The following is a 13,173-nucleotide window of genomic DNA, read 5'->3' as shown; positions in this document are numbered from 1 at the left end:
CTTTTCTGCACCCTGAAATCTATTAGGTCTACTTTCCTGTAAAAAACGATCTTACGAGTATTTGAAAAAAGTGGCATCACACACACTATCATTTCGCGTACAAAGACCGATTTAAGCCTATTACCCCTAAAACTCCACCTTAAGCCGCTACATTAATGCGGAATGGGTCTTATTGTGTGCAAACTCGCAATCAGATACAACTGTCTGTAGTCATTCACTGTAAACATATTGTTAGTAATTTACTGTAAACTTAGGATTCACTGTAAACATCGGAGTCTATTGTGATGCAAAATTTTGATAAAACTACCGTCATTGAGGCAACAAATGCTTTGCCAGGGCGACTGACACCGATGCCGGTCGCAACTCTCCACGTGGTGAATGGGCATTCCATGACACATATCCCTGAAGGTATGGAAGTTGCCATCTTCGCGATGGGCTGCTTCTGGGGTGTCGAGCGCCTGTTTTGGCAACAACCTGGCGTCTATAGCACCGCTGCGGGCTACAGTGGTGGATACACACCAAACCCAACCTATCATGAAGTATGCAGTGGCCGTACAGGCCATACGGAAGTGGTTCGGGTGGTTTTTGATCCAGACATCATCAGCTATAAGCAACTATTGCAGATTTTCTGGGAAAATCACGATCCCGCACAAGGAATGCGTCAAGGGGGCGATGTTGGAACACAATATCGTTCAGCTATTTACGTGTTAACTCCCGAGCAGGAAGCGCAGGCACAAGAGAGTAAAGCGCTGTTCCAACACGCCATGGAAAAAGCAGGTGACAGCCGGGTGATTACCAGTGAGGTAGCCGTTGCTCTGCCATTTTACTATGCCGAAGATGACCACCAGCAATATTTATACAAAAACCCACATGGATATTGTGGCTTAGGCGGCATCGGCGTTTGTATGCCCCCTAATTTGTAAGACTGCCCGCTCATACTAATTTCTGATTTTAATTCAATGGCCTGAAGTTATGAGCAAGCAGCAAGCTAATGAGTTCCAATGAACTTATTCAGGTAAGTGATTCAAGTAAGTGAACGCAACTAACACCGCTGCAACTTAAAGTAAGACGGGTTATACTATTCGGGCTGTTTACTCAGCCCGATAATGACTTTCTGCCATTATCTAGAAACTAATTGAATTAACCGAAATAACAGTATGGCCCTTCCTTACGATCGCCGGCGCTATCGTCGGTACGACACGGACAGATTATGTTAAACAGTATTTTACTGATTCTATTTTTAATCGCAGTGAGTGCCTTTTTTTCGTTATCCGAGATTTCACTGGCAGCATCGCGAAAAATTAAGCTAAAACTTCTGGCAGACGAAGGCGATATCAACGCCTTACGAGTTCTTAAATTACAAGAGACTCCGGGGATCTTCTTCACCGTGGTCCAGATTGGGCTGAATGCCGTCGCCATTCTCGGTGGTATTGTCGGCGATGCCGCATTTTCCCCGTCTTTCAAGCTGGTATTCGAACGCTTTATGTCACCTGAACTGGCCGATCAAGTCAGCTTCATTTGCTCATTCGTCCTGGTGACCAGCTTATTTATTCTGTTTGCAGATTTAACCCCGAAACGCATCGGTATGATTTCACCTGAAGCGGTCGCCGTCCGGATCGTCAACCCAATGCGCTTCTGTCTGATGATTTGTCGCCCATTAGTTTGGTTCTTCAATGGGATGGCAAATCTGATCTTCCGTCTATTCAAGCTCCCCATGGTCCGCAATGATGACATCACCTCAGATGATATCTACGCCGTCGTGGAGGCTGGCGCATTGGCGGGAGTGTTACGAAAGCAAGAACACGAATTGATTGAAAACGTTTTTGAACTGGAATCCCGTACTGTTCCTTCCTCTATGACATCACGCGAAAGTGTGATTTATTTTGATTTATTGGAAAGTGAAGACAGTATCAAAGAGAAAATTTCGACCCATCCGCATTCAAAATTCCTGGTCTGCGATGGTCATATCGACCAAGTGGTGGGGTATGTTGACTCCAAAGACTTACTAAACAGAGTGTTGGGCAACCAAAGTTTAGTGCTGAGCAGTGGGGTACAAATCCGTTCAGCATTGATTGTGCCAGATACCCTGACACTCTCTGAAGCACTGGAAAGCTTTAAGACAGCCGGTGAAGACTTTGCTGTTATCCTCAACGAGTATGCTTTGGTCGTTGGGATAATTACTCTGAATGACGTAATGACCACCCTGATGGGGGATTTAGTGGGTCAGGGGCAGGAAGAGCAAATTGTGGCCCGTGATGAAAGCTCATGGCTGATTGAGGGCGGCACCCCAATTGAGGATGTCATGCGCGTACTGCATATCGACGAATTCCCACAATCTGGCAATTATGAAACTATCGGCGGTTTTATGATGTATATGTTGCGCAAAATTCCAAAGCGCACCGATTTCGTCAAATATGCCGGTTACAAGTTTGAAGTGGTGGACATCGATAGCTACAAAATCGATCAGCTACTGGTCACCAAACTCAGTGACCAACCCGCGCCAATATTACCGAAAGCTCCGCATGAAAGCAGTGACGCATAACAGGCCTACTAACCAAAATCGTCATTTCTGAAAACATTAGCGGCCCCTAATTAGGGGCCGCGATTAATTCTGTTCGAGGGATGCCACTAAACTTCAGTTTGCAACCGCATCACTTGCCGGTTAACTTCGGACATCACTTCAAAGTGGCGTTTATCCCTAACTTTCGGGATTAAAATTTTGCCCTTATCAAACTCAAAAGCTCCCATATCCTTGATATACAACCGACCGCGAAATAGCGTTTTGACATACATCGCGATTTTTGCCGGATTGTAACGTTGGAAGATCCTCATTGTTTTACTTTCCTCCCATAGCACTAATACGTACCCTCTGGCGCCTTCGCGACCAAGATCACAGGTATCGTAATATAATTGCAGAGTAATAGACCTAGGGTATGAGGTTAAGTTCCCCCAAAACCAGTCGTTGATGCTGAATTTACATAAAATTACAGATGCATTGAGAGAAAATGTGAGATTAAGACAGAATAACCATCTAATAAGTGCCAGAAATAATTATCTTAGACAAACAGGACAGACCTCTGATCTGCACCTATTATTGGGAAACTTGCCTGTATTCAGGAATAAGTCATCTTTCATAAGATCCAAAAGGACACCCCATGATAAAAAATAGCCTGCTTATACTGTCGCTACTCTTTACTCCACTCGTCGCCGGCGCTCACACCATTCAACCAGACCTGCGAGTACCGCCGGTGGGTGTCAGCGATAAGGGCGAATTAAACTACGATAAGGCTACTGATCAGTTTAGCTATAAAAACTGGAATAGCTCACAATTGCCGGGCAAAGTGCGCGTCGTGCAGCATATTGCGGGCCGTACGTCAGCAAAAGAACTGAATGCGCCGTTAGTGGAGGCCATCAAGCACGCTAATTTGCCACATGAAGATTACCAAACGACGACAATCGTCAATACTGATGACGCCATCCTCGGCACTGCAGTGTTTGTGCGTAATAGTATTGAAAGTAATAAGCGGGAATTCCCTTGGTCGCAGTTTGTGGTCGACAGCAACGGAAATGTTAAAAAGGCCTGGGATTTAGCGGAGAAAGGGTCAGCCGTCGTGGTGCTGGATAAGCAAGGAAATGTTAAGTTTGTCAAAGATGGCGCACTGACCGCCGAAGAAGTGCAGCAGGTCATCGCCCTACTGCACCAGCTTGTTAAACAGTAAAACAACTAAAAGATAGACACCCTAAAACCGGGGTTCAGGAACGATTCACGTGGGGTATAAGAAAGCGGTTTACCCTGCCAATCGTGAACTTGCGCCCCGGCAGCGATAGCTACAGCATGCCCGGCCGCAGTATCCCAAACATTAGTTGGCCCAAAACGCGGATATAACTGCGCCTTTCCTTCGGCCACCAGACAAAACTTGAGTGATGAGCCAACTGATATTGTCTGATGCTCGCCCAGTTGTGACAAATAATCTTCCAATTCGGCATCACTGTGGGAGCGGCTGACGACCACCAGCGGCAAAAGCGCATCGCGCACCTGAATCTGCGTACGTCGACCACACTCCTCCTTCCACGCCTCGCCGTTTTCCGCGCTGTACATCACCCCTGTCGCCGGGGCATAGACCACCCCAAGCACTGGTACGCCTTGGTCAATCAGGGCAATATTGACCGTGAACTCGCCATTCTGGTTTAGGAATTCTTTGGTGCCATCCAATGGGTCGACTAACCAATAGCGCTGCCAGTGCTGGCGCACAGCCCAAGTTGGGGGGTCTTCTTCAGATAACAGTGGGATATCTGGGGTCAATGCTACCAGCCCGGCTTTGATAATCTGGTGAGCCGCAAGGTCCGCCGCCGTAACGGGGGAATCATCTTTTTTATGCGCCACATCAAGGGGTTTCTCACCCTGATAGACCGCCATAATCACCACGCCTGCCTCGCGGGCTAACTGGCAAATTTGCTCTAACATCATCCACCCCTTGGTATTATGAGTCATGCCGAATATTGATAGTGGTTCTTAAATCAAGAAGGGTTGCTGAAACTTCTCACTCACTCTACATTCATTTTAGAACGCAAAGCTAAAATAAAAATTAATCATCACAATGCAGAGCTCCTGTTTGGCAGACTAATAATTTTTCAAGCAAATAGCCACTGTTGTCGGATAACCCTCAATAAAATCAGTGGTATTAACCTGCTGCAACTGTGAGCATCTCCGCGTTATCCGAATGCGTTTTCTGCCAAACTTCACACTTTGTTATGACGATCTATTAAATTTACATATTCATTTGCGATACATGTCTAATTGTTTTCTTAATGGAAAAGCCACAATGGAGAAAGCCATGTTTAAGCGTCCGCTGACGTTATCCCTCCTTGCCAGCCTGATTGCTGTCGCCGTCTCAACCGCCCAAGCCGCCACTGTTGATTTGCGAGTCCTGGAAACCACCGATTTGCACAGCAATATGATGGATTTCGACTACTACAAAGATAAACCCACTGAAAAATTCGGTCTGGTTCGCACGGCTAGCCTGATTGAAGCTGCTCGCCAACAAGCGACTAACAGTGTGCTGGTGGACAATGGCGACCTGATTCAGGGCAGTCCACTCGGTGATTATATGGCGGCCAAAGGGCTTAAAGCTGGCGAGATTCACCCAGTCTATAAGGCGATGAACACTCTGGACTATGCCGTGGGTAACATCGGGAACCATGAGTTTAATTATGGTCTGGATTATCTAAAAAAATCACTGGCGGGGGCAAAATTCCCTTATGTAAACGCCAACGTCATTGATGTTAAAACCGGTAAGCCGCTGTTCCAGCCTTATTTAATCGTCGATACCCCGGTCAAAGATCGCGAGGGAAAAAGTCATAATTTGCGCATTGGCTACATTGGTTTTGTGCCCCCACAAGTCATGATATGGGATAAGGCCAATCTCAGCGGCAAAGTCACAGTCAATGATATTACCGAAACCGCCAAAAAGTGGGTGCCGGAAATGCGCAAACAAGGTGCCGATTTAGTAGTCGCCATCCCCCACTCCGGCCTCTCCAGTGACCCTTATAAAACTATGGCGGAAAACTCGGTTTATTATCTCAGCCAAGTGCCGGGAATTGATGCCATTATGTTTGGTCATGCCCATGCCGTTTTCCCAAGTAAAGATTTTGCCACTATCAAAGGGGCTGATATCGCCCAAGGGACATTAAATGGTATTCCGGCAGTGATGCCAGGCCAATGGGGTGACCATCTCGGTGTGGTTGATTTTGTCCTCAATAATGATAACGGCCCTTGGCAGGTGACCCAAGCCAAGGCCGAAGCCCGCCCTATCTTTGACAAAACCGCGCAAAAATCGCTGGCCGCCGAAAATGCAGATTTGGTGAAAGTGTTGGCGAAAGACCATCAAGGCACCCGCGATTTTGTGAGCCAACCGATCGGCAAAGCATCGGATAATATGTACAGCTACCTGTCGCTGATCCAAGACGATCCGACGGTACAAATTGTCAATAATGCCCAGCGCGCCTATACCGAACACTTTATTCAGGGCGATCCTGATTTGGCTGATTTACCGGTGCTGTCTGCCGCCGCGCCATTTAAAGCCGGTGGCCGTAAAAATGATCCCGCCAGTTTTGTTGAAGTAGAAAAAGGTGAATTGACCTTCCGTAATGCCGCCGATTTATACCTTTACCCGAACACTTTAGTGGTGGTGAAAGCCAGCGGTGCGGATGTGAAACAGTGGCTGGAGTGCTCTGCCGCACAATTTAATCAAATTGATGTGAACAGCAGCAAGCCGCAACCGCTGATTAACTGGGATGGCTTCCGTACTTATAATTTCGATGTCATTGATGGGGTTAACTATGAAATCGATGTTAGCCAACCCGCCCGCTATGATGGTGAATGCACACTTATCAACGATAAAGCCGAACGTATTAAAAACCTGACTTTCAACGGCAAACCTATCGATCCGAAAGCCACATTCCTGATAGCGACCAATAATTACCGTGCATATAGTGGTAAGTTTGCAGGGACGGGTGATAGCCATATTGCATTCGCCTCCCCGGATGAAAATCGGGCGGTTTTATCTGCTTATATCAGCGCAGAAACCAAAAAGCATGGGCAGGTTACCCCTCAAGCGGATAACAATTGGCGTCTGGCGACTATTGATAGTCAGCAACCACTGGATATTCGTTTTGAAACCTCGCCAAGTGCTAAAGCCGCTGAATTTATTAAGCAAAAAGCACAATATCCTATGAAAGCATTGGGCACTGACGAGATTGGCTTCGAAGTCTATCAAATCGACCTACAGAAGAAATAATCTCTGGCAACAGTGTTTTACGGAGCACTGTTGCTCTCCCGTCTACCTCTTTAGAGCTATATCGCAATCTATAACATGTATTTATTATACATGTTATAGATATTTAATTACTCAATGAGGTGTCATCATGGATTACCGCAATCAGTCTCTGGGTGCTTTGGCCATCGCTATTCCACGGGCAACAAAATTATTCCGCCAGCACCAACTGGATTTCTGCTGTGGTGGCAAACAAACACTATTACGAGCAGCTAATAAGTTGAATCTGGATATTGATGAGTTGGAAGCTCAATTGAGTGCATTGCAAGCCGAGCCGCTTTCCTCTGAGGATTGGCAACAACAGCCGCTGGCAAATATCATTGAATTTATTATCAGCCGCTATCACAACCGCCATCGCGAACAGTTACCGGAATTGATTCTCATGGCTGAAAAAGTTGAGCGTGTTCATGGCGAGAAACCCGCATGCCCTCGCGGGCTGGCAAGCGAACTCACGGCAATTTTGGAAGAGCTCACCCAGCATATGTACAAAGAGGAGCAAATTCTGTTCCCGATGATCAAACGTGGTATGGGATCACAGGCCGGTGGGCCAATATTGGTGATGGAAGCAGAGCACGATGCCGTTGGGCAGCAGTTAGAAGTGGTCAAGCAACTGACACAAAACATGACGCCACCAGAAGGGGCCTGTAATACTTGGCGGGCGCTTTACACCGGTATCAATGAATTCATTACTGATTTGATGGAACATATTCATCTGGAGAATAACTTACTATTTCCCCGCGCACTGGATGGCGAATAATTTCCCCTACATTCATAAAGGCGAAAGGCAGACTGCTGACAAAGCCGATTGGCGGGGAAAGGTGCCGAGTGGCGTAAGCCGTCAGAGTGCCCATCGGTGCAGTCGCCCCGACACACTCCCAGCTAAAACACAGGTTTGTCATCAGACTCAAAGGGCGACATGATGTCGCCCTTTTTATGTTACTGCACACGGAAATTACAGAATTTCTAGCAGTTCCACTTCAAACATCAATGCGCTGAATGGTGGGATAGTTGCACCAGCACCCCGCTCACCGTAAGCCAGGTTGTGTGGGATGTACAACTTCCACTTAGATCCAACAGGCATCATGGACAGAGCTTCAATCCAGCCGGGAATAACGCCGCTGACCGGGAACTCGGCTGGCTGGCCGCGTTCAACTGAGCTATCAAATACGGTGCCATCAACCAAACGGCCAGTATAATGTACACGTACGCGATCCTGACGGGATGGGATCGGGCCATCACCCGCCTGCAATACAGAGAATTGTAAGCCGGACTCTGTCGTGGTGACGTCATCACGTTTAGCATTCTCTTCCAGGAAAGTTTTCCCTTCTTCTACCAAAGCCTGCTGGCGCTCAACACGCACTTTATCAGCTTTTTCATGTACTTCCTGTAGCGCGCGATGTATGACATCAACAGGAACGGTGGGTGTATTCCCTTCCATCGCGTCACGCAAACCTGCCAACAGTGCTTCTGGCAGTAAACCTTCCAGCCCGGACTCTTGCAATTGCTGCCCGATTTGTAAACCAATTCCGTAGCTCGCTTGCGCTTCAACGCTATCAAAAGAAGGGGTTGTCATGGATTTTCCTTTAGTCGCTAATCATGTCGAAGCCGCCAGCATAACAGCAGCAGGGGAGCGCGGTAAAATCTTGCTTCGCGAATGATGACTTTTGTCGTAGAAAAAGAAACAATAGTCGCAAGCTAACGGGGGAATACCCTGTTTATACGCGTCATACTTCAAGCTGCATGCGCGTTGGCTACGTCACTCCCCCAACTTCAAGTAAGAAGAGTTATACTTAGAAGGCTATGGGTACATTGCCATATTATTATTTATGTTGTTTTACGTAGTTGAAGAGAGGTCACCATGGGCAGAATCGCGCCCAGGAGAAGGAAAAGCACTCGGGTTTATCAGCCACTACTGCGCACCTGGCTGAGTATTAGGCAAAAGGTCATGCCGGAGGCTAAAAATATTGATGAACAAAATCTGATGTCTGAAGTCAGTGCGTCTGAACATATTTCTCCTGCTGAGGATATCGCCGCTACCGAAAGTAATATGCCCCCTGAAACCGTCGCGGCAGCGGCTCCAGAAAAAGGGATTAAAGGGCTATTGCTAAAAATCTGGCACTTGCCGGACAGTTTTCAGTGGATGGAGCCATTACCTCTCTTTCACCGTCGCTGGGTCATTATTGCGACCGCCGTATTGTTGCTGGCATTGTTGTGGCCGGTTTCCCGGGATAACACCAATAACACATTCCCAGTCAGTGCGCCGTCCACTGAAGTGCCGCTACAGGCCCAATTACAGGGTAATCTTGATGCTCCGCCACCTCCAACGGTGGCGCCTTCAGTCACCCCTGAAGTAACTCCCCCGTTACAGGGAAATTGGCAAAGCTATCAGATTCAGTCAGGGAAAACTTTGGCGCAGTTGTTCCGCGATAATAATTTGCCCGTAAATGAAGTTTTTGCGATGGCACAAGTTGAAGGTAATGATAAGCCGCTAAGCAATCTCAAGGCCGGGCAAGAAGTCAAAATCATGCTGGATGCACAAGGGGTGGTCGCCGCTCTGGCGATTGAAACCACCAACAGTACAGAAGTGCTGTTTACCCGACAAAGCGACGGCAGCTATCGCCGTGAGCATTAATCACAGCCTTTTATAACGGTTTCTGTTTACCGCTTGATCTTCTTTGATATTGTTACCCCGCCGCTCCCGAATTAGTTTGTTTTGTGGATGGTTAACGCCATCCATAGCCAAATAACCTCATCTATCAGGGAGTGATTATGAAAAGTAAATTACCTTTTTTGTTCTTATTCTTTACCCCTTTTGCTGCACTCGCTCATCATTGCCCGGCGATTAATACAATCAAACAAATAGGGCTATTTTATACTGCCGAAACCGGAGGTGAAGAAGAATGGCGGGGCATTTTGCAAGAATCAATACCGCAAAACAACACGGCGATTAAAGATTTTAGTGAAGCGCTTATTATTATCGACAGAGAAAGCGAGGGAGATAACGTCATCGAACAGGGGAAATTCCAAAAGTGTATTTATAACTTGCAGGCTGATGGTTGGCAGTTAGATATGTACTACGGAAATAAAACCTGGCGAGCATCCGTCAGTGAGAAACCGCACTGGAAATATCAACAGACGCCTTTTCTTGAAATTTATCAATGTTCGGGAGTTGTTGCTGAGGAATGTAAATTTGATATTCTGCCATCGGCCTCAACCTTCTGACACTTTTCCCTTCGCCACAAAGCAAAACGCCAGCACGAGGCTGGCGTTTTAGCAGGTTAACAGCAGCGTAACTTACGCTTCTGGAACCACGATCACGTTCAGTTGCGCGAACACGTCGCTGTGTACCTGGAAGTGAACTTCATGATCACCTGTGGTACGCAGAACGCCATTCGGCAGACGAACTTCGCTCTTGGCCACTTCAACGCCAGCTGCAGTAACTGCATCAGCGATGTCGCGAGTACCAATAGAGCCGAACAGTTTGCCTTCATCGCCTGCTTTAGAAGCGATGGTGACACTGACCAGTTCATTAATTTTAGTTGCGCGAGCTTCAGCAGCAGCCAGAACGCCAGCCAATTTGGCTTCCAATTCTGCACGGCGTGCTTCAAAGAACTCAACGTTTTTCTTAGTTGCCGGAACAGCTTTACCTTGTGGAACCAGGAAGTTACGAGCGTAGCCCGCTTTAACGTTCACTTGGTCACCCAGGCTGCCCAGGTTTGCTACTTTATCAAGCAGAATAACTTGCATTACCTTATCCTCTCAAAGTCGTTAATGGACAGTGGCCGATTACTGATGACGATCAGTGTACGGCAACAAAGACAGGTAGCGTGCGCGCTTGATACAACGGGCGAGCTGACGCTGGTATTTTGCGCGAGTACCGGTAATACGGCTCGGGACAATTTTACCACTTTCAGTGATATAGTTTTTCAGCGTAGCGATATCTTTATAATCAATCTCTACAACGCCTTCCGCGGTAAAACGGCAGAACTTGCGACGACGGAAATAACGTGCCATTTGGCTAGTCTCCAGAATCTATAAATTCAATCTGCTCGGCATGCAGAACCAATTTGTTTAGCCCATTGCGGCCTTGATGGCAGCTAATGAAGCCTTCAACGGTTAACTGACTGCCGACCGTTATACTGTGAGTTAATGCTTGTGACTTTTGCCCGCTGACAATGATGGGCATTCTGCACCATGTTTGTCGGCTAAATCCGGCTTCCTGCTGTGTTGATTTGTGCTCAAGCACAAATTGACAATGCGGAATGCCAGAAGGACTTACTTTTCGAACCGGTGTCTTGCACACAGTGCCAGAGAGTACCAGACGATTAGTGGTCACCACGGCAATTACTCTTCAGAATCCCCAGCTTCAGAATCATCATTGGCTTCTGACGCGAAGTCGTGACGCTCACGGCGTTCGTCTTTCGCTTTAACCATTGGTGATGCTTCAGTTACCGCGTGCTTAACGCGCATAACCATGCTACGGATAACGGCGTCGTTGAAGCGGAAGTTTGTTTCCAGCTCATCGATCGCTTCCTGCGGAGCTTCAACGTTCAGCAGAACGTAGTGAGCTTTGTGCAGTTTATTGATCGGGTAAGCCAGTTGACGGCGGCCCCAGTCTTCCAGACGGTGGATCGTGCCAGCAGCATTAGTGATAGTTGCACTATAGCGCTCGATCATGCCCGGAACCTGTTCGCTTTGGTCAGGATGGACCATAAAAACGATTTCGTAATGACGCATCGATTATTGCTCCTTACGGATTATTCAGCCTCCTGATAGGGTCAACCGCGGCCCATGGAGGCAAGGAACGTGTTTGTGTGCGGCTGAAAAATGACGCGTAACTATACTTGCGGGCGGTTTGAAACTCAAGGACTGCCGTGGATTTATTCTTGTTCTAACCATTACTCGGCTAAAACCGCACTTTTTGTTCATTAAATAACCAATGGATATAAATCCATTAGTCTGCGAAATCTTTCAATAAAATCATTAGCTCCGCATGAATATCATTCATTTTTTTTGACAAAGTGAATCAATTATCACGTATTTTTAAATTAACAAAAGCGACTAGAATTATTTACATCCACCGCAAAACAAGCGGCGCAGCTAATCAAAAGTTATTCAAAGTATATAAATAAGATATTGGAGTCACCTATGAAACATACATTCGCTATCGCAGCCGTTCTCGGCTTAGTTGTATCAACCAGCACGTTCGCCGCCACAGAAATAACAGCCCAACAAGCTATGCAGCAGCAGCGTGTCAGTATTGGTGCTCTGTCACTGGGGCACAATGTGGTTTCGCCTGATGATGCCACAGCACAAATCAGTCAATTAGCCGATGAGCGCGGTGCCACTTCTTATCAGATAATTGCCATGCATGAACCTGGCGATAACAGCTCCATGCATGTTAATGCCGTGCTCTATCGCTAAGATTCAATAGATAAATACAACACCAGAGAAACACCGATAAAAAAGATTGTCCACAGACCCATTCCCCCCGCTTGTCGGGGGTTTTTATAGGTATTTGCTGAAAAAACGGGTGCCCGCCGCTAAGGCCGTGGGGGTAATTTTATGACCAATACCCGCCTCCGTGAGATATGTCAGGTGCTTATCTCGCCCGCTCGCCCTCAATTCCTCCACCAACCGCGCACTCTCCGCCGCGGGTACCACATCATCCGCTTCACCATGCCAAACCAACAATGGCCGCTCGGCTATTTTTTCCAGTTGAGAGGAAAGGTCATACTCTACCAGGGGGGCCAAACGGCGTTCAAATTCTGCCGCGCTCAACTTTTGTCCACCTTTCAATGGCGGAAATAAAGTGTGCGCTAGTGAAGTAAAGTAACCTGAACCCATAAAATCAGCCGCGACCCTGACCCATGGATAGCGAGCAAACGCCGCTAACGTCGTCATTCCCCCCATTGACGCCCCTGCAACACCCACGCGATCGCCATCAATCAATCCAGCTTGCTGATAATGCTGCTTAAGCCCGGGTAGCTCATCAATATTGGATTTGAGGATCTCCCAGAAATGAGACAGTCGCTGAGTTTCATTTCCCTCAAAACGCGCACCATGCATATCTGCATCGGGCGCGATAGTGCGAAAACCAGCTTGTGCGAAAGCATAGGCAAAATAGGAATAGACTTCTTTTGATGAGGTGTAGCCATGGTAAAAGAAAATGGTCGGTAACGGCTGCTGGCGCTGGCCCGCAGGGGCCGCATGGATGACCTCAATCCCATTAATGTTTTCCAGCGACATCTCAATCATGGCAAGAATCCTTTATTTATCAGGTGGAGCATAAAGACGAGAAAGCGATTTATATACTTAAAAACTTGGTGCAGTGTGCCAA

General features: G+C 47.3%; 16 protein-coding genes. 8 read left to right on the top strand and 8 right to left on the bottom strand.

What is annotated here, in order from left to right; all coding sequences use genetic code 11:
- Window positions 1-284: 284 nt before the first annotated feature.
- Both msrA and paeA read left to right on the top strand, forming a co-directional pair.
- Window positions 285-923 (top strand): peptide-methionine (S)-S-oxide reductase MsrA, encoded by a 639-nt coding sequence (gene msrA, locus F0T03_RS02555; RefSeq protein WP_159680636.1) that lies wholly within the window; start codon window positions 285-287, stop codon window positions 921-923.
- 287 nt (window positions 924-1,210) lie between these two features.
- On the top strand, window positions 1,211-2,542 hold the full coding sequence (gene paeA, locus F0T03_RS02550; RefSeq protein ID WP_159677160.1) for a polyamine export protein PaeA: 1,332 nt from the start codon (window positions 1,211-1,213) through the stop codon (window positions 2,540-2,542).
- A gap of 86 nt (window positions 2,543-2,628) precedes the next feature.
- Here the strand turns inward: paeA and F0T03_RS02545 are convergent, their stop codons facing one another.
- Window positions 2,629-2,832, bottom strand: coding sequence for a DUF1107 domain-containing protein (locus F0T03_RS02545; RefSeq protein ID WP_005156335.1), 204 nt, complete (start codon window positions 2,830-2,832; stop codon window positions 2,629-2,631).
- Between the two features lie 323 nt (window positions 2,833-3,155).
- Here F0T03_RS02545 and F0T03_RS02540 point away from each other — a divergent pair, with 323 nt between their 5' ends.
- Window positions 3,156-3,719: a YtfJ family protein gene (locus F0T03_RS02540; protein WP_145556508.1), complete on the top strand. Its 564-nt coding sequence runs from the start codon at window positions 3,156-3,158 to the stop codon at window positions 3,717-3,719.
- Between the two features lie 5 nt (window positions 3,720-3,724).
- On the opposite strand, the gene cysQ is transcribed toward F0T03_RS02540, so the two are convergent.
- Window positions 3,725-4,465 carry a 3'(2'),5'-bisphosphate nucleotidase CysQ gene (gene cysQ, locus F0T03_RS02535; protein ID WP_162527008.1) on the bottom strand — a complete coding sequence of 247 codons (741 nt, stop codon included), beginning with the start codon at window positions 4,463-4,465 and terminating at the stop codon, window positions 3,725-3,727.
- Between the two features lie 358 nt (window positions 4,466-4,823).
- Between cysQ and F0T03_RS02530 the strand changes: the two genes are divergently transcribed.
- Complete coding sequence (locus tag F0T03_RS02530; protein ID WP_159677158.1) at window positions 4,824-6,797, top strand: bifunctional 2',3'-cyclic-nucleotide 2'-phosphodiesterase/3'-nucleotidase; 1,974 nt, start codon at window positions 4,824-4,826, stop codon at window positions 6,795-6,797.
- A gap of 127 nt (window positions 6,798-6,924) precedes the next feature.
- Window positions 6,925-7,590, top strand: coding sequence for an iron-sulfur cluster repair protein YtfE (gene ytfE / locus F0T03_RS02525; protein WP_159677157.1), 666 nt, complete (start codon window positions 6,925-6,927; stop codon window positions 7,588-7,590).
- A gap of 195 nt (window positions 7,591-7,785) precedes the next feature.
- Here the strand turns inward: ytfE and bamJ are convergent, their stop codons facing one another.
- Window positions 7,786-8,406, bottom strand: a complete 621-nt coding sequence (bamJ, locus tag F0T03_RS02520; protein WP_004875448.1) for a BamJ family beta-barrel-assembly machinery protein — start codon at window positions 8,404-8,406, stop codon at window positions 7,786-7,788.
- Window positions 8,407-8,691: 285 nt separating this feature from the next.
- Between bamJ and F0T03_RS02515 the strand changes: the two genes are divergently transcribed.
- Together F0T03_RS02515 and F0T03_RS02510 are read left to right on the top strand one after the other, a co-directional pair.
- The gene (locus F0T03_RS02515; protein ID WP_159677156.1) at window positions 8,692-9,465 is read left to right on the top strand and encodes a LysM-like peptidoglycan-binding domain-containing protein; all 774 of its coding nucleotides are present in this window, start codon (window positions 8,692-8,694) and stop codon (window positions 9,463-9,465) included.
- Window positions 9,466-9,602: 137 nt separating this feature from the next.
- Window positions 9,603-10,055 carry a DUF3757 domain-containing protein gene (locus F0T03_RS02510; protein WP_159677155.1) on the top strand — a complete coding sequence of 151 codons (453 nt, stop codon included), beginning with the start codon at window positions 9,603-9,605 and terminating at the stop codon, window positions 10,053-10,055.
- A gap of 72 nt (window positions 10,056-10,127) precedes the next feature.
- On the opposite strand, the gene rplI is transcribed toward F0T03_RS02510, so the two are convergent.
- The 4 genes from rplI to rpsF are packed head-to-tail and all read right to left on the bottom strand — an operon-like array spanning window position 10,128 to window position 11,570.
- A complete protein-coding gene (rplI, locus tag F0T03_RS02505; RefSeq protein WP_025379720.1) occupies window positions 10,128-10,580 on the bottom strand; it encodes a 50S ribosomal protein L9 in 453 nt (150 codons plus the stop codon).
- Between the two features lie 39 nt (window positions 10,581-10,619).
- On the bottom strand, window positions 10,620-10,847 hold the full coding sequence (rpsR, locus tag F0T03_RS02500) for a 30S ribosomal protein S18 (RefSeq protein ID WP_002210155.1): 228 nt from the start codon (window positions 10,845-10,847) through the stop codon (window positions 10,620-10,622).
- A gap of 4 nt (window positions 10,848-10,851) precedes the next feature.
- A complete protein-coding gene (gene priB / locus F0T03_RS02495) occupies window positions 10,852-11,172 on the bottom strand; it encodes a primosomal replication protein N (protein ID WP_145556502.1) in 321 nt (106 codons plus the stop codon).
- 5 nt (window positions 11,173-11,177) lie between these two features.
- Entirely contained in the window at window positions 11,178-11,570 is a 393-nt protein-coding gene (gene rpsF / locus F0T03_RS02490) for a 30S ribosomal protein S6 (protein WP_002210153.1), read from the bottom strand.
- A 411-nt stretch (window positions 11,571-11,981) separates the two neighbouring features.
- Between rpsF and F0T03_RS02480 the strand changes: the two genes are divergently transcribed.
- The gene (locus F0T03_RS02480; protein ID WP_159677154.1) at window positions 11,982-12,257 is read left to right on the top strand and encodes a YdgH/BhsA/McbA family protein; all 276 of its coding nucleotides are present in this window, start codon (window positions 11,982-11,984) and stop codon (window positions 12,255-12,257) included.
- A gap of 84 nt (window positions 12,258-12,341) precedes the next feature.
- Here F0T03_RS02480 and yjfP read toward each other — a convergent pair whose 3' ends face one another.
- Window positions 12,342-13,091 carry an esterase gene (yjfP, locus tag F0T03_RS02475; protein ID WP_159677153.1) on the bottom strand — a complete coding sequence of 250 codons (750 nt, stop codon included), beginning with the start codon at window positions 13,089-13,091 and terminating at the stop codon, window positions 12,342-12,344.
- Window positions 13,092-13,173 lie beyond the last annotated feature (82 nt).

Origin of the sequence: Yersinia canariae (genome assembly GCF_009831415.1) — a bacterium.
GTDB classification, from domain to species: Bacteria; Pseudomonadota; Gammaproteobacteria; order Enterobacterales; family Enterobacteriaceae; genus Yersinia; species Yersinia canariae.
This window is presented reverse-complemented; position numbering and strand designations above follow the sequence as displayed.

What these genes read in the sequence shown, in the direction of transcription:
- paeA (WP_159677160.1), top strand. Translation starts at nt 1,211, where the DNA reads ATGTTAAACAGTATTTTACTGATTCTATTTTTAATCGCAGTGAGTGCC.
- F0T03_RS02545 (WP_005156335.1), bottom strand. Translation starts at nt 2,832, where the DNA reads ATGAGGATCTTCCAACGTTACAATCCGGCAAAAATCGCGATGTATGTC.
- F0T03_RS02515 (WP_159677156.1), top strand. Translation starts at nt 8,692, where the DNA reads ATGGGCAGAATCGCGCCCAGGAGAAGGAAAAGCACTCGGGTTTATCAG.
- rpsF (WP_002210153.1), bottom strand. Translation starts at nt 11,570, where the DNA reads ATGCGTCATTACGAAATCGTTTTTATGGTCCATCCTGACCAAAGCGAA.
- F0T03_RS02530 (WP_159677158.1), top strand. Translation starts at nt 4,824, where the DNA reads ATGGAGAAAGCCATGTTTAAGCGTCCGCTGACGTTATCCCTCCTTGCC.
- F0T03_RS02540 (WP_145556508.1), top strand. Translation starts at nt 3,156, where the DNA reads ATGATAAAAAATAGCCTGCTTATACTGTCGCTACTCTTTACTCCACTC.
- msrA (WP_159680636.1), top strand. Translation starts at nt 285, where the DNA reads ATGCAAAATTTTGATAAAACTACCGTCATTGAGGCAACAAATGCTTTG.
- F0T03_RS02510 (WP_159677155.1), top strand. Translation starts at nt 9,603, where the DNA reads ATGAAAAGTAAATTACCTTTTTTGTTCTTATTCTTTACCCCTTTTGCT.
- F0T03_RS02480 (WP_159677154.1), top strand. Translation starts at nt 11,982, where the DNA reads ATGAAACATACATTCGCTATCGCAGCCGTTCTCGGCTTAGTTGTATCA.
- ytfE (WP_159677157.1), top strand. Translation starts at nt 6,925, where the DNA reads ATGGATTACCGCAATCAGTCTCTGGGTGCTTTGGCCATCGCTATTCCA.
- rpsR (WP_002210155.1), bottom strand. Translation starts at nt 10,847, where the DNA reads ATGGCACGTTATTTCCGTCGTCGCAAGTTCTGCCGTTTTACCGCGGAA.
- rplI (WP_025379720.1), bottom strand. Translation starts at nt 10,580, where the DNA reads ATGCAAGTTATTCTGCTTGATAAAGTAGCAAACCTGGGCAGCCTGGGT.
- cysQ (WP_162527008.1), bottom strand. Translation starts at nt 4,465, where the DNA reads ATGTTAGAGCAAATTTGCCAGTTAGCCCGCGAGGCAGGCGTGGTGATT.
- bamJ (WP_004875448.1), bottom strand. Translation starts at nt 8,406, where the DNA reads ATGACAACCCCTTCTTTTGATAGCGTTGAAGCGCAAGCGAGCTACGGA.
- yjfP (WP_159677153.1), bottom strand. Translation starts at nt 13,091, where the DNA reads ATGATTGAGATGTCGCTGGAAAACATTAATGGGATTGAGGTCATCCAT.